Annotated in this window: 14 protein-coding genes; 11 read left to right on the top strand and 3 right to left on the bottom strand. The window is 68.9% G+C overall.

Annotation, left to right across the window (positions count from 1 at the left end; all coding sequences use genetic code 11):
* Nucleotides 1–330 precede the first annotated feature (330 nt).
* Genes ON23_RS29785 through ON23_RS29770 form a run of 4 tightly spaced genes read left to right on the top strand, consistent with a single transcriptional unit; the run spans nucleotide 331 to nucleotide 3,885 of the window.
* The gene (locus ON23_RS29785) at nucleotides 331–1,422 is read left to right on the top strand and encodes an amidohydrolase family protein (RefSeq protein ID WP_039782436.1); all 1,092 of its coding nucleotides are present in this window, start codon (nucleotides 331–333) and stop codon (nucleotides 1,420–1,422) included.
* Nucleotides 1,423–1,449: 27 nt separating this feature from the next.
* Nucleotides 1,450–2,604, top strand: coding sequence for an amidohydrolase family protein (locus ON23_RS29780; RefSeq protein WP_039782435.1), 1,155 nt, complete (start codon nucleotides 1,450–1,452; stop codon nucleotides 2,602–2,604).
* 1 nt (nucleotide 2,605) lies between these two features.
* The gene (locus tag ON23_RS29775) at nucleotides 2,606–3,001 is read left to right on the top strand and encodes a Rieske (2Fe-2S) protein (RefSeq protein ID WP_036508589.1); all 396 of its coding nucleotides are present in this window, start codon (nucleotides 2,606–2,608) and stop codon (nucleotides 2,999–3,001) included.
* A 26-nt stretch (nucleotides 3,002–3,027) separates the two neighbouring features.
* Nucleotides 3,028–3,885 carry an alpha/beta fold hydrolase gene (locus ON23_RS29770; protein WP_051043554.1) on the top strand — a complete coding sequence of 286 codons (858 nt, stop codon included), beginning with the start codon at nucleotides 3,028–3,030 and terminating at the stop codon, nucleotides 3,883–3,885.
* Nucleotides 3,886–3,947: 62 nt separating this feature from the next.
* Here ON23_RS29770 and ON23_RS29765 read toward each other — a convergent pair whose 3' ends face one another.
* Nucleotides 3,948–4,421 carry a hypothetical protein gene (locus ON23_RS29765; RefSeq protein ID WP_039782431.1) on the bottom strand — a complete coding sequence of 158 codons (474 nt, stop codon included), beginning with the start codon at nucleotides 4,419–4,421 and terminating at the stop codon, nucleotides 3,948–3,950.
* 74 nt (nucleotides 4,422–4,495) lie between these two features.
* Here ON23_RS29765 and ON23_RS29760 point away from each other — a divergent pair, with 74 nt between their 5' ends.
* Nucleotides 4,496–5,791 (top strand): NADH-ubiquinone oxidoreductase-F iron-sulfur binding region domain-containing protein, encoded by a 1,296-nt coding sequence (locus tag ON23_RS29760; protein ID WP_039782430.1) that lies wholly within the window; start codon nucleotides 4,496–4,498, stop codon nucleotides 5,789–5,791.
* A complete protein-coding gene (locus ON23_RS29755; protein WP_036508580.1) occupies nucleotides 5,788–5,994 on the top strand; it encodes a ferredoxin in 207 nt (68 codons plus the stop codon). Before ON23_RS29760 ends, ON23_RS29755 begins: the two co-directional genes overlap by 4 nt.
* Before the next feature lie 9 nt (nucleotides 5,995–6,003).
* Here ON23_RS29755 and ON23_RS29750 read toward each other — a convergent pair whose 3' ends face one another.
* Nucleotides 6,004–6,276 carry a hypothetical protein gene (locus ON23_RS29750; RefSeq protein ID WP_039782429.1) on the bottom strand — a complete coding sequence of 91 codons (273 nt, stop codon included), beginning with the start codon at nucleotides 6,274–6,276 and terminating at the stop codon, nucleotides 6,004–6,006.
* A gap of 166 nt (nucleotides 6,277–6,442) precedes the next feature.
* Nucleotides 6,443–7,183 carry an enoyl-CoA hydratase/isomerase family protein gene (locus ON23_RS29745; RefSeq protein WP_039782427.1) on the bottom strand — a complete coding sequence of 247 codons (741 nt, stop codon included), beginning with the start codon at nucleotides 7,181–7,183 and terminating at the stop codon, nucleotides 6,443–6,445.
* Nucleotides 7,184–7,294: 111 nt separating this feature from the next.
* Here ON23_RS29745 and ON23_RS29740 point away from each other — a divergent pair, with 111 nt between their 5' ends.
* From ON23_RS29740 to ON23_RS29720, 5 genes are all read left to right on the top strand, one after another.
* On the top strand, nucleotides 7,295–8,848 hold the full coding sequence (locus ON23_RS29740; protein WP_039782426.1) for an AMP-binding protein: 1,554 nt from the start codon (nucleotides 7,295–7,297) through the stop codon (nucleotides 8,846–8,848).
* 35 nt (nucleotides 8,849–8,883) lie between these two features.
* Nucleotides 8,884–10,065, top strand: a complete 1,182-nt coding sequence (locus tag ON23_RS29735; protein WP_039782423.1) for an amidohydrolase family protein — start codon at nucleotides 8,884–8,886, stop codon at nucleotides 10,063–10,065.
* A gap of 40 nt (nucleotides 10,066–10,105) precedes the next feature.
* A complete protein-coding gene (locus ON23_RS29730) occupies nucleotides 10,106–11,533 on the top strand; it encodes a FadD3 family acyl-CoA ligase (protein ID WP_039782421.1) in 1,428 nt (475 codons plus the stop codon).
* A 161-nt stretch (nucleotides 11,534–11,694) separates the two neighbouring features.
* Nucleotides 11,695–12,753, top strand: a complete 1,059-nt coding sequence (locus ON23_RS29725; RefSeq protein ID WP_051043553.1) for an enoyl-CoA hydratase/isomerase family protein — start codon at nucleotides 11,695–11,697, stop codon at nucleotides 12,751–12,753.
* Between the two features lie 37 nt (nucleotides 12,754–12,790).
* A partial coding sequence (locus ON23_RS29720) for a CoA transferase (protein ID WP_157170324.1) occupies nucleotides 12,791–13,987 on the top strand: 1,197 nt, incomplete at its 3' end.

Here is a 13,987-nt window from a genome sequence, read left to right as displayed (position 1 = left end):
TCCCGCGCGACCCTGCTGTGCGGCGCCACGCGCACCGCCCCCGGCGCCTGACCGCCGGACGCCGGCCCTTGTGCGCCGACCGGGTTTCGACGTACAGTTGCGGAACAAATATTTGGTTCGCTCGTTCGCCGACGAGTTCGCCCGGCGAATGCGCGCCGGTCCGTTCGCACAGCCTTCCGGGCACTCTCCCCGACCGCCGGACCGACGGCAGACCGCGAACGCGCCGACTTCCCGCAACGGAGCCCGCATGACCGACCATCCCGAGCCGATCCGTTCCGCCTCGCCGAGACCGAAACCCTCGGTGCCCCGGCGCCTCTCGCGGGAGGGCCGATGATCACCCTCCCCGACGGCGGCACCAGTCCGCTGATCGACGCCAGTGTGCACATCTTCTTCCAGGGCAATGCCGAACTGCGCGGCTGGCTGCGCGAACCGTACAGCGCCCGCGGCTACCCGGATGTCGAGATGGACTGGTACGGCGCGCCGGGTGGTGAATACGCGCCCGGCACCGTCCTGTCCGAGGGCGGATATCCCGGCTCCGAGCCCGACGCCGTCGGGCAGGTGCTGTTCGGCGAGCGCGGCGCCGATATCGCGATCCTGCATCCGATGACCCGCGGCATCATGCCCGACCGCCACCTGGGGACGGCGATCGCGAGCGCGCACAACGAGATGATGATCGCGCGGTGGCTGGACTCCGGCGCCTACGCCGACCGCTACCGCGGCACGCTGCGAGTGAACCCGGAGGACATCTCCGGGGCGGTCCGCGAGATCGAACGCTGGGGTTCCCATCCGCGCGTCGTCCAGATCGGCATCCCGCTGCAGTCCCGCGAACTGTACGGAAAGCCGCAATTCTGGCCCCTGTGGGAGGCCGCCGCGGACGCGCGTCTTCCCGTCGCCGTGCACATCGAAACCGGTTCCGGCGTGGCCTATCCGCCCACTCCGTCCGGACATCCGCGCACCTACGAGCAGTACCTCGGCTTCATGGCGCTGAACTACCTCTACCACCAGATGAACATGATCGCCGAGGGTGTGTTCGAACGCTTCACCGAGCTGCGCTTCGTGTGGGCCGACGGCGCCGCCGATCTGCTCACCCCGATGATGTGGCGGATGGACACCTTCGGCCGTCCGCACCTCGAGCAGACGCCGTGGGCGCCGCGCATGCCCAGCGACTACCTCCCCGGTTCGATCTACTTCGTGCAGGGCCGGCTCGACGGGCCCGGTGATGTCGACTTCGCCGGGGACTGGCTGGAATTCACCGGTAAGGACGACATGGTGATGTTCGGTTCCAGCTATCCGCATTGGCAACTCGACGATCCGGCGCGGCTGCCGTCCGCGCTGACCCCCGCCCAGCGCGAGAAGGTGCTGTGGCGCAATGCCGCCGGACTGTACGGCATCGACATTCCCGCCGCGGCGACGACGCGGTAACCGGTATCGGAATCGAAAGGGATACCCATGACGCAGGCGAATATCGAAGTACGGATGCGGGTTCCGAGCTCGGACCGGGTCGCGGTGCGGGTGGTCGACTCCGATGTCCACCCGGTGCCCCGGCCGGGACGGCTGGCGGAGCTGTACCCCGAACCGTTCCGCAGCAAGTATTTTCTCAATCGCCAGGTCGGCAGCACCATCTTCTACGATGCCCCCGACTTCGCCTACGCCTACGCAATGCGCGTGGACGCGTTCACACCCGACGGCGGTTTCCCGGGCAGCGATCCCGACACCCTGTTCCGGCAGCTCATCATGGGCGCCGGTTCCGATATCGCCGTCCTCGAGCCGGGACTGCATCAGGCCCGGCTGCCCGAGGCGACCTCGGCGGCCGCGGCGGCGGTCAACACCTGGCTGGATCAGGATTGGCTCGACGGCCACAACAACTGGCATCAGCGCTATCGCGGTTCCATCAGCGCCGCGGCCGAGGACCCGGCCGGCGCGGTCCGCGAAATCGAGAAGTGGGCCGGACATCCGTACATGGCGCAGATCCTCATCCGCGCGGAACCGCGGCCGGCGTGGGGTGATCCGATGTACGACCCGGTATGGGCCGCCGCGGTCAAACACGATCTACCGGTGGCCTGCCACCTCTCGCGCGGGAACTTCGAGATGCTGCCGATGCCGCCGGTCGGATATCCCAGCTACAACCACGATTTCATGGTCACCTACTCGCTGCTGGCGATGAACCAGGTGATGAGCCTGATCTTCGACGGCGTCTTCGACCGCTTCCCCGCGTTGCGGATCATCCTGGTCGAGCACGCGTTCACCTGGATCCTGCCGCTGATGTGGCGGATGGACGCGATCTACGAGGCGCGCAAACCGTGGGTCGAGATCAAGCGCAAGCCGTCGGAGTACGTCAAGGAACACATCAAATTCACCACCCAGCCGCTGGACTATCCCGACGACAAGACGGAATTGACGCGGGCGCTGGAGTGGATGGAGGCGGAGAAGATCCTGCTGTTCTCCTCGGATTATCCGCACTGGACCTTCGACGATCCGCGCTGGCTGGTCAAACACCTGCCCGAGCACACCCGCGAGGCGGTGATGTTCGGCAACGGGCTGAAGACCTACGCCACCCTGCCCGATACCGTGCCGGTACTGCCCGGGCAAGTGCGGGTGTTCTGAGATGAGCGACGATCTCGCCGCCACACCGCGGCTGCCGCAGGGACGTGAGCACGCCGTCGCCACCGTCGACGAAATACCGCCCGGCACACATAAACTCGTACCGATCGGCCGCCACGGCGTCGGCGTCTACAACGTCGACGGCACCTTCTACGCCATCGCCAACTACTGTCCGCACGAGGGCGGGCCGCTGTGCGCGGGCCGCACCCGGGGACTGACCGCGGTCGACGAATCGGTGCCCGGCGACGCGGTCAGCGTGCGCGGCGGCGAATACATCTACTGCCCGTGGCACCAGTGGGGATTCGAACTGGCCACCGGCACCACCGCGGTGAAACCGGAATGGAGCATCCGCACCTATCCCGTGCGGGTGGTCGGCAACGACGTTCTGGTCACCGCTTGATTCGACACAGACGAGGAGGTCTGTCCATGCCGATCGCCGAAATCCGCGGTGGTGAGGTCTATTACGAAATCCTGGGCGAGTCCGGTCCGCTGATCGTGCTCACTCCCGGTGGCCGGTTCAGCATCGACATTCCGGGGTTGCGGCCACTGGCCGAGGCCCTGGTCGCCGGTGGCCACCGGGTCCTGCTGTGGGACCGGCCCAACTGCGGCCGTAGTGAGGTCGCGTTCTGGGGTCCCACGGAATCGCATATGCGCGCTGAGGTGCTGCACGATCTGCTCGTGCATCTGGACACGGGTCCGGTGATCATCGCCGGCGGCTCCGGCGGTGCGCGGGATTCCATTCTGACGGCGATGCTGTATCCGGAGATCGCGACGAAGCTGATCGTGTGGAATATCGTCGGCGGCACCTACGGCTTGATCGCGCTCGGTTCGCATTACATCATTCCCAACATTACCGCGGCGAAGATCAAGGGTATCGAGGGTCTGATCGAACTGCCGGAATGGCAGGAACGCATCCAGGACAATCCGAAGAACAAGGACCGGCTGCTGGCACTGGACGCCGATGAATTCCAGGCCCAGATGTTGCGGTGGCTCGACGCCTATGTTCCGAAACCGGGTCAGACGATTCCCGGGGTGGCCGATTACGAGTTCTCGAAGCTGAGGATTCCGACGCTCATCATCCGGGGCGGTGAGCACGATATCGATCACCCCAAGCGGACGTCGATGGAGGTGCACTGCCTGATCGAGGGTTCGGTCCTGATCGATCCGCCGTGGCCCGAGAACGCCTGGCAGCAGGGTCAGAAGGCGCGCGCCCGGGGAGAGGGGAACATCTTCGACACCTGGGTGCTGGCGGCACCGGCGATCCTGGACTTCGTGCGGCAGTAGCGGTGACGATCGGCGAATTGCGGTGTGCCGGTGAGCCGCTCGTAGGCGGCTCACCGCTGTGCTCATCTGGTGACGATGACCACCTCCGAGTTGGTCGCCGCCTCGAGCGCGGTCTGGATCCGGCTCTCCGGGATGCGCTCCAGATCGGTGCGCGCCAGGCGGACGGTGAGGGTGTCGAAGCCGGCCGCGTCGCAGCTGCGATCGATCTCTCCGGTGATACCGAATCCGGCCAGGACACCGTGGGCGTCGTCGTCGGTTCCCCGGCTGACGAAGGTGACCGCCCCGGGCCGGACGGCGGAGCCGAAGATATCGGCACACATTCCCACCGCGTGTTCGAGCAAGGCGGCCGTGTCGTCACCGTCGATCAGCACCTGGATTTCGCGGCGGCGCGCGGGAAGCCGATCGATATCGGGTGCGGTCACCGATATTCCGGATTTCGCAGCGCTGGAGATGAGTGCGGATATCTTCTTCCCGAATTCCGCGGGCGGCAGTTCCCCGGCGGGATCCACATCGACACGAATCACTGCGGTACGCATGCCGCCGATTGTAGGCACAGCCATTTCCGCGCCGACGGTTTTCGGCGGCGGACGATATTCCGAAGGACGGATTGATGGATGCGATCGCGAATCCGATAGTCAGCGCAACGCCGGGGGCCACGCCGCGAATCGTCGGCGGCGACGCGGGCACCGAATCGGCGGCGGCCTACCGGGCGAGCGGCGGGTACGCGCCGATCGAGGATCCGGCGCGGCTGCTCGCCGAGGTCGTCGAGTCGGGCCTGCGCGGGCGCGGCGGCGCGGGCTTCCCGCTGGGCGCGAAACTGCTGTCGGTACAGCCGCATTGCCGTGCCGGAGTGCGGCCGGTGGTCGTCGCCAACGGAGAGGAAGGCGAACCGGCCTCCGGCAAGGACCGCTGGTTGCTGCGCCGGCGCCCCCATCTGGTGCTGGACGGATTGCGCGCCGCCGCAACGATTCTCGGCGCCGATCGCGCGGTGGTGTACGTCTCCGACGACCGCGCCGCCGATTCCGTCACCGCCGCGGTGGCCGAACTCGGCCCGGCCGAACTGCCGGTGCCGACGGAGATCGTCACCGTTGCCGCCGGATACGTGGCCGGGGAGGAAACCGCAGCCGTGCGCGCGATCGACGGCGGGCCCGCCACACCCACCGACAAGCCGCCGCGTCCGTATGCGGCCGGTGTCGGCGGACGCCCCACACTGGTCAGCAACGTGGAAACCCTCGCCCAGCTGGCCTGGATCCACCGCTTCGGCGCGGCGGCCTTCCGCACCGTGGGCACGGCGGACTCACCGGGCACCTTCCTGGCCACCGTCACCGGAGCCGGACGCGAGCCGGCCATCTACGAACTGCCGCACGGATATTCGTTCCGTGCGCTCCTCGAGATGCACGGCGTCGCCGCGAATCGGGTGCACGGCGCCCTGCTGGGCGGTTATTTCAACGGCCTCACCAACAGCCGCGTTCTCGACGCCCGGCTCGATCACGAAACGCTGCGGGCGATGGGGACAGGATTGGGCTGCGGGGCGGTCGCGCTGCTCACACCCGACGACTGCCCGGTCGCGGTGGCGGCGTCGGTGCTCGAATATTTCGACCGGGAGAACGCCGGCCAGTGTGGCTCGTGTTTCAACGGCACCGCGGCGATGAGTGCGGTCGCCTCCGCGCTGCGCGACGGCGGCGCCGAGGCCGCCGATCTGGATCGGTTGCGCCGCTGGTCGACCGTCCTGCGCGGGCGCGGCGCCTGCGGAACTCTCGATGCCGCGACCAACGCGGGCCGGACCCTGCTCGACGAATTCCCGGACGCGGTGGCGCGCCACTTGGTCGGCGGCTGCGCGATCTGTGCGGCCACACCGTTCGCCGCGGTCCGGCCCTTCGATGTGGAAGCGGTGACCTCGCTGTGAAGATTCGACTCGATCGCACCGTCTGCGACGGATTCGGCACCTGCGCCAAACACGCGCCGAAGTACTTCTCCCTCGACGACTGGGGCTACGCGTCCCTGGAGGGTGACGGCGCCGTCCCGCCCGCCGATCGCGACGGCGTGCACCGGGCACTGCTGGATTGCCCGGTGCACGCCATCACCGAAATCGACAGCGCGACCGAATGATTCGCGTCGTCAGCGCCAGGGCAGGCAGCCCGCGCTGCGCAGCCGCGAGGCCAATCCCGCGTCGATGCCTACCGGGCCGCCGAATCCGCCGGCGCTCAGGGTGGGAACCAGTTGTGCGCCGAGTCCGGCACCGATCGAGCATCCGAGCAGATTGATGTCGACGGTGACGATCTCCTTGGGCGGGGTGAAGCCCGGGTCGTCGTCGGCCGCAGCGGCGCCGGCTCCCGCCATCGCGGCGACGGTCAGCGCCGCGGTGGCGATCCCGGTGGTGATGATGCGCACGTATCCTCCTTCTGCGCCGGTGTGGCGCAGGTCATTCCGATGGCAGACAGCAACGACGGCCCCGCCGGAACCATGCCGACGAGGCCGAAACATAGTGTTGACCGCCGGCGAGTCCGGCAAACCACGCCCGAAAGCTCCGCAGAGCCGTCCCGACGTGCAACAGTTCCTAGACTCGCGCGGTGGAGCCACCCCGTGAGCCACGGTTCAGCACCCGATCGGCTGCTACCCAGTGCTCATCCGAAACCCACAGCCGGGCAAAGGCTTCCACCGCTTCCTCGGGCGTGGCACCCGAGACGATCCGCTTGATCGGCGCCGAGGCCGGGTGGGCCAGCGCGGTCGCCAGCGATCGCCACTCCTGCTCGAAATCGGCGCGCGACACCACGCGATCCACCAGGCCGTACCGCTGCGCCTCGGCGGCGGTCAGGACGGTGCCCGTACCGGCCAGCAGCAGGGCACGGCTGCGCCCGACCAATCGCGTGAGCCGTTCGGCGCCGCCCCAGGCCGGCATGATCGCCAGCGCCACCTGATTGAACCCGATGGTGATGTCGTCGGCGGCGATGCGGATATCGGCGGCCACCGCGAATTCCGCGCCGCCCCCGAGGGCGTGACCGTTGAGCGCCGCGACCACCGGTGCCGGGAACGCGGCGAGCCGATCGCAGATGCCGCGCATCCGCCACGCCATCTGGGCCGCACCGTCCTCGGTGCGAATCGCGGCCAGTTGCTTGAGATCTCCGCCGGAGACGAACGCGCGCTCGCCCGCACCGCGCACGATGAGCACCCGCGCGCCGGCCGCGGCGTCGATCGCGGCATCGAGCTGGTCCATCGTCTCCGGTGCGATGGCGTTGCGCGCCTGCGGACGGTTGATGGTCAGGACCGCGATCCCGCCGTCCACTTCGAGGTCGACCATCGCACGTTCTCCATTCGGGATATGTTGCTTCTCCGAATTTGAGAATATCATCTCCGTATTCGGGTCCGGACACCCGGCCTTCCCCATCTCGTCGGGCATTGGAGCTGAGCCATGCGAAAGATCCCGCAGCAGTTGGTCGATCGGTACGAGGCGCGCGGATGGTGGACGCGCGAATCCCTCGGCGAGATGCTGGCACGGGGCCTGGCCGGGGCACCCGAGGTCCCGTTCCGGGTGCATTCCCAACTGCGCCCCTGGTCGGGCACCGTGCGCGAGGTCGAGCACATCGCCCGCCGGCTCGCCGCCGGATTGCGCCGCCGCGGTGTGGGCCCCGGCGATGTGGTCGCCTTCCAGCTGCCCAACTGGATGGAGGCCGCGGCCACGTTCTGGGCCGCCTCCTTCCTCGGGGCCACCCTGGTGCCGATCGTGCACTTCTACGGCCGCAAGGAACTCGGGTACATCCTCGACGCCGTGCGCCCCAAGGTGTTCGTCACCGCGGAACGCTTCGGCGCCTTGGAGTTTCAGCCCGATCTGTGCGCGCGGGTGCCGATCGTCGGCGTGGTGGGCCGCGACTTCGACACCCTGCTCGACGACGAGCCGATGCCCGGGATCGTCACGGTGTCCCCGGACTCCCCCGCGCTGATCGCCTTCACCTCGGGCACCACCCGCGACCCGAAGGGCGTGGTCCACAGCCACCGCACGCTCGGTTTCGAAACTCGCCAGCTCAGTGCGCATTACCCGCCCGATCTGGGCGCCCAGCTCACCGCCGCACCCGTCGGGCATTTCATCGGCATGGTCAACGCCCTGCTCATCCCGGTGCTCGACGGAACGGAGATCAACCTGGTGGATGTGTGGGATCCCGGCCGAATCCTGGCGCTGATGTCGGAGTTCGGCGCCACCGTGGCGGGCGGTGTGCCCTACTACCTGACCAGCCTGCTCGACCATCCGTCGTTCACCGACGCACATCTGCGGCAGATGAAATACGCGGGGCTGGGCGGAAGTTCGGTGCCGGCCGCGGTGACCACCCGGCTCACCGACCTCGGCATCATCGCCTACCGCGCCTACGGCAGTACCGAACATCCGTCCATCACCGGCTCGGACTGCACCGATCCGCAGGACAAACGCCTCTACACCGACGGCTGCCCGCTGCCGGGCGTGGAGATCCGGCTCTCCGACGCCGGTGAGATCTACAGTCGCGGACCGGATCTGTGCCTGGGCTACACCGATGCGGAACTGACCGCCACCGCGTTCGACGACGAGGGCTGGTACCGCACCGGCGATGTCGGCCACCTCGACGAGGACGGCTATCTCACCATCACCGACCGCACCACCGATCTGATCATCCGCGGCGGCGAGAACATCAGCGCGGTCGAGGTCGAAGACGTTCTGCATCGCATGCCCGCCGTCGCGGAGGCGGTGGTGGTCGCCGCGCCCGATGCGCGGCTCATCGAACATGCCGCCGCGGTCGTGCGACTCCGACCCGGCAGCACCACCCCGACGCTGGCCGACGTGCAGGCACATCTGGCCGAGTCCGGGCTGGCGAAACAGAAATGGCCCGAGGAACTGCACATCGTCGACGACTTTCCCCGCACCCCGAGCGGCAAGGTCCAGAAGTACCGCGTGCGCGCCGCCGTCGCCGGGCGGGACGTTGCCACGCGCAAAAACTGAGAATATGATTCTCATAACGAACAAAGGAGACTCTTATGACGAAGATCGAGCTGCCGTATCAGCTCTTCGACGCCGATAACCACCTGTACGAAACCAAAGAGGCCCTCACCCGGCACCTGCCGAAGGAGTTCGAGGGCGCCATCCAGTACGTGGAACTGGGCGGCCGCACCAAGATCGCGGTTCTCGGCCAGATCAGCGAGTACATCCCCAACCCCACCTTCGAGGTGGTCGCGCGGCCCGGCGCGATGGAGGAGTACTTCAAGAACGGCAATCCCGAGGGTAAGAGCCGCCGGGAGATCTTCGGTAAGCCGATGCGTTCGATTCCCGCGTTCCACGAGCCGGGCCCGCGCCTCGAGCTCATGAACGAACTCCAGCTCGACCGCACGCTGATGTTCCCGACGCTGGCCAGCCTCATCGAGGAGCGCATGCGCCATCACCCCGATCTCATTCACGCCGTGGTGCATTCGCTCAATCAGTGGCTGCTCGAGGAGTGGGGTTTCACCTACAAGGACCGCATCTTCACCGTGCCCGTGGTGAGCCTGCCGATCGTGGAGAAGGCGATCGAGGAGCTCGACTGGTGTGTCGAACACGGCGCCAAGGCGATTCTGGTGCGCCCGGCCCCGGTTCCTGGTCTGCGCGGGCCGCGCTCGTTCGCCCTGCCGGAATTCGACCCGTTCTGGAAGCGCGTGGTCGAGCACGACGTCCTGGTCACGATGCACTCCTCCGACAGCGGCTATTCGCGGTTCAACGCCGAATGGGAGGGCAGCAACCTGGAGATGCTGCCGTTCAAGACCAACACCTTCCGGATGACCACCGAATGGCGGCCGATCCAGGACGCCGTGGCCTCGTGGGTGTGCCACGGCGCGCTGTTCCGCCACCCCGAACTGAAGGTGGCCGTCATCGAGAACGGCGCCTCCTGGCTGGCCCCGCTACTCGAGAATCTGCACGACGTGTACAAGAAGGCACCGGAAGGCTTCGGCTTCCAGGATCCGGTCGAGGCGGTCAAGCGCAGCATCCACGTCAGCCCGTTCTGGGAAGAGGATCTGCAGGCCATCGCCGAACTGATCGGCGTGGAGAACGTGCTGTTCGGCTCGGACTACCCGCACCCGGAGGGCCTGGCCGAACCGGCCCGCTACATCAACGAGATCAAAGATATGCCGCTGGCCGACCAGGAGAAGATCATGGGCGGCAACCTGGCGAGGTTGCTGAAGGTATGAGCGGTGCGGCGCGCAGGCAGCATACCGCAGAGGACACAGCATGAGCTGGGAGACCATCCCGCAGATGGTCGCCTCCTCCGCCGACCGCTTCGGTGACGCCGAGGCGATCGTCGACGGCGACCTGCGGCTGAGCTACACCGAACTCGTCGACCGGGTACGCCGGGCCGCGGGCGCCTTCGCGGAGGCCGGGGTCGGCAAGGGCGACCGGGTCGCGATCTGGGCGCCCAATTCCGCGGCCTGGATCGTGGCCGCCTTCGGCCTGCTCACCGCCGGGGGCGTGCTGGTTCCGGTCAACACCCGGTTTCAGGCGGCGGAGGCGGCGGATGTGATCGGCCGCAGCGGAGCGAAACTGCTGCTGGTACAGCAGGGCTTCCTGGGACGAGAACTGCGCGGGCCCGACGGCGTGCCGGTGATCGACCTCGCTTCCGATTTCCTTTCCAGCGGTTCGCCTTTCGAACGCGAGGTGGCCGGGACCGACATCTCCGACATCATCTACACCTCCGGGACCACCGGCCGCCCCAAGGGCGTGATGATGAACCATCGCCAGAATCTGCGGCTCTACACCGAATGGTGTGAGCTGGCGGATCTGCGCGAGGGGGACCGCTATCTGGCGGTGAATCCGTTCTTCCACACCTTCGGCTACAAGGCCGGCGTGCTGGCGTCGTTCATCCGCGGGGCCACGATCCTGCCGGTGCCGGTGTTCGATGTGGACCGCGTCTGCGAACTCGTCGCGCGCGAACGGATCACGATGCTGCCCGGTCCGCCCACCCTCTACCACTCACTGCTGGAGGCGCGCGGACGCTACGACCTGTCGTCGCTGCGGTCCGCGGTCACCGGCGCGGCCGACATCCCCGTCGAGCTGATTCGCCGGGTGAAGACCGAACTGCCGTTCCGTTCGATCATGACCGGATACGGGCTGACCGAGGCGGGTACCGCGACCGCGTCGCGCCCGGGTGACACCTTCGAGCAGATCGCGACGACCGCCGGAACCCCGTGCGACGGTGTGGAAGTCCGCATCGCCGCCGACAATGAGGTGCTGCTGCGCGGCTACACCGTCATGCAGGGCTATCTCGACGATCCGGCGGCCACCGCGGAGGCGATCGACGCCGAGGGCTGGCTGCACACCGGCGATCTGGGCGCCCTGGACGAGAGCGGCCGGTTGCGGATCATCGGACGGAAGAAGGACATGTTCATCGTCGGCGGCTTCAACGCCTACCCCGCCGAGATCGAGGGCGTGCTGCTGCGGCATCCAGCGGTGGTGCAGGCGGCGGTGATCGGTATCCCCGACGAGCGGTTGGGCCAGGTCGGCAAGGCGTTCGTCGTCACGCGCGCGCCGCTGACCGAGGCCGAGCTCATCGCCTGGAGTCGCGAGAACATGGCCGGGTACAAGGCGCCGCGCGCAGTGGTGTTCCTGGACGAATTGCCCCTCAACGCGACCGGAAAGGTGATGAAAGACCAGCTGCGGTAACCCGTTCCACGCGCGCCTCCCCGGGATCCGGACGCCCCCAGGGGAGCCGGCGCGGGCCGCCGCAGCGCCGAGCGCACGGGAGTCGGCCCGGCCTGTTCCGGTTCCCGTGCGCGCATCCGGTTGCCCGCGAGCACTCGCGGCCTCACAGAACGGCGGTGACGATGACCACCAGCGCTGCTGACGCAGACCTGCGATTCGCCGACCTGAGCTTGGACCGCGACGGAAGGCCGCAGCGGCCGCTCACCGTCGTCGACCTGGACGGACTGCGGCACTCGAGTCCCGAACACATCGCCGATATCGCCGGCTCGATCGCCACCGGCGCGGCACTCGCCGTCGCCGTCGCCGGCGATCCGGTGCCCGCGCGGTTGCATCCGATTCTCGATGCGGCGACCGTCTCGGTGAGCGAATTGCCGTTGCGCGATCGGCGCGTGGTCACCGTGACCGATCGCGCCGCCGCGGTCGAGATACTGTCCGCCGCCGTCGATCACGCGCCCCGGGCGGCGCTGGCCTGCGGTCACCTGCTGCGGCAGACTCCCGCGCTGCCCACCCTCCCGGCGCTGGCCGCCGAAGCGGCGGTCTACTCGATGTTGCTGGGCGGCACGGAATTCCGCGATTGGCTCGAGGCTCGGGGACCGGCCCGGACACCGGACGACGAATCCGGCGAGCTGGTCCGGATCGACCGCGCGGGCGGTGAACTCGCCATCGTGCTGGATCGCCCGCGCCGCCGAAACGCGCTCAGCGCCCGCCTGCGCGAGGAACTGCTCGCGGCCGCGCAGGTCGCCGAGGCCGACCCGAGTATCACCGCGGTGCGCCTCGCCGGCGCGGGTCCGGCCTTCTGCAGCGGCGGTGATCTCGACGAATTCGGTGGTGCGACAGACCCGGTGGCGGCCTATCTGGTGCGCCTGGACCGGGCGCCGTGGCGAGTGCTGGACCGCCTGTCCGCCCGGTTGCGCATCGACACCCACGGCGCCTGTGTCGGCGCGGGCGCCGAGATCGCCGCGTTCGGCGGCATCGTCACCGCGGCGCCGGGCACCTGGTTCCGCTTTCCGGAGGTCGGTATGGGTCTGGTCCCGGGTGCGGGAGGCACGGTGAGCGTGCCGCGCCGGATCGGGCGCTGGCGTGCCGCCTGGGCGATGCTCACCGGCGCCACCATCGACGTCGACACCGCCCTGCGCTGGGGTCTGGTGGATCGCATCGAGCCCACCGGCGGGCCGTCGTAGCGACGGCCGCGCACACCCCGCGCCGAGGAGGTCCGAGATGAATCACCCAGCCGCACAGTCCCCACCGGCCGCGCTGCCGCATCGGGTGTCCGGCCTCTGGCCGCCGCGCGCGGCCGACACGTCGCCGTACCGATGCGAGGTCCGCAGTTGGGCGGCGTCGGGGGCCATGGACCTCACCGGCCCCGCGGGTGGGCCGCCCGACATCTCCCCCGCTCCCGCCTTCGCACGACTGGGTGACGCGCTGAGCCTGCTCGCGCACACGACCGCCGCACTGGGCCGTGCGGTCACCCTGGCCCCCGGCCCGGTACTGACCGCGCGCGCCGTCGACCACGGTTTCCGGCGCGCGGGCACACGGTCGGCGGGCGGGGCCACCCGCCTGCTGCGCACCGCCGACGGCTGGTGCGCAGTGACGCTGTCGCGCGCCGACGATATCGCCGCAGTGCCGGCGATCATCGGCGCCCACCGGGTCGACGATCACTGGAAGGCGTTGGCGCGGTGCGCCGTTCAGGCCACCGCAACCGAGCTCGCCGATCGCGCCCAGTTGCTCGGCGTCCCGGCCGCCGCCCTTCCGCCGGCCGGTGCGACGGCCGATCCGTGCGCACCGCCGTGGCGGCTGTCCCGGCTGGCGGCACCGACGCCGCGGCGCGAACTGACCGGCCGGCTGGTGGTGGACCTGTCCTCGATGTGGGCGGGCCCGCTGTGCGCCCACATCCTCGGCCGTGCCGGGGCGCGGGTGATCAAGGTGGAGAGTCCGCACCGGCCCGACGGCGCGCGCGCGGATCACCACTTCTTCGCCGCGCTGCACGCCGGCCACGAATTCCGCACGGTCGACTTCCGAACCGATTCCGGCCGAACGGAATTGACGACATTGCTGGCGGCCGCGGATATCGTGATCGAGGCGTCGCGGCCTCGCGCGCTGGCGCAACTGGGGCTCGGACCCGACCGGCGCGGGCTGCGTCCCGGCCAGATCTGGATCGGCCTCACCGGCTACGGCCGGTCCGAACCGATGCGGGTGGCCTTCGGCGACGACGCCGCCGTCGCCGGCGGGCTCGTCGGCACCGGACACGGCATGCCGGTGTTCTGCGCCGACGCGATCGGCGACCCGTTGTCGGGAATCGCCGCGGCGCTGGCGGTCTGCGCGGCCGTGCGGGCGGGGGGCGGTGTCCTGGCCGACGTCTCGATGCGTGCGGTCACGGCCGCCTTCGCCGCCGCGCCACCACGCTGCCCGGGCCCG

This window comes from Nocardia cerradoensis NBRC 101014 (genome assembly GCF_000308535.1).
GTDB classification, from domain to species: Bacteria; Actinomycetota; Actinomycetes; order Mycobacteriales; family Mycobacteriaceae; genus Nocardia; species Nocardia cerradoensis.
The sequence above is the reverse complement of the archived record's forward strand: the minus strand, read 5'-3'. Positions and strand labels throughout refer to the sequence as shown.

Excerpts from the sequence above, each read along its gene's own strand:
- ON23_RS29745 (WP_039782427.1), bottom strand. The coding sequence starts at position 7,183 with ATGGTCGACCTCGAAGTGGACGGCGGGATCGCGGTCCTGACCATCAAC.
- ON23_RS29735 (WP_039782423.1), top strand. The coding sequence starts at position 8,884 with ATGACGAAGATCGAGCTGCCGTATCAGCTCTTCGACGCCGATAACCAC.
- ON23_RS29785 (WP_039782436.1), top strand. The coding sequence starts at position 331 with ATGATCACCCTCCCCGACGGCGGCACCAGTCCGCTGATCGACGCCAGT.
- ON23_RS29770 (WP_051043554.1), top strand. The coding sequence starts at position 3,028 with ATGCCGATCGCCGAAATCCGCGGTGGTGAGGTCTATTACGAAATCCTG.
- ON23_RS29740 (WP_039782426.1), top strand. The coding sequence starts at position 7,295 with ATGCGAAAGATCCCGCAGCAGTTGGTCGATCGGTACGAGGCGCGCGGA.
- ON23_RS29725 (WP_051043553.1), top strand. The coding sequence starts at position 11,695 with ATGACCACCAGCGCTGCTGACGCAGACCTGCGATTCGCCGACCTGAGC.
- ON23_RS29780 (WP_039782435.1), top strand. The coding sequence starts at position 1,450 with ATGACGCAGGCGAATATCGAAGTACGGATGCGGGTTCCGAGCTCGGAC.
- ON23_RS29765 (WP_039782431.1), bottom strand. The coding sequence starts at position 4,421 with ATGCGTACCGCAGTGATTCGTGTCGATGTGGATCCCGCCGGGGAACTG.
- ON23_RS29760 (WP_039782430.1), top strand. The coding sequence starts at position 4,496 with ATGGATGCGATCGCGAATCCGATAGTCAGCGCAACGCCGGGGGCCACG.
- ON23_RS29775 (WP_036508589.1), top strand. The coding sequence starts at position 2,606 with ATGAGCGACGATCTCGCCGCCACACCGCGGCTGCCGCAGGGACGTGAG.
- ON23_RS29730 (WP_039782421.1), top strand. The coding sequence starts at position 10,106 with ATGAGCTGGGAGACCATCCCGCAGATGGTCGCCTCCTCCGCCGACCGC.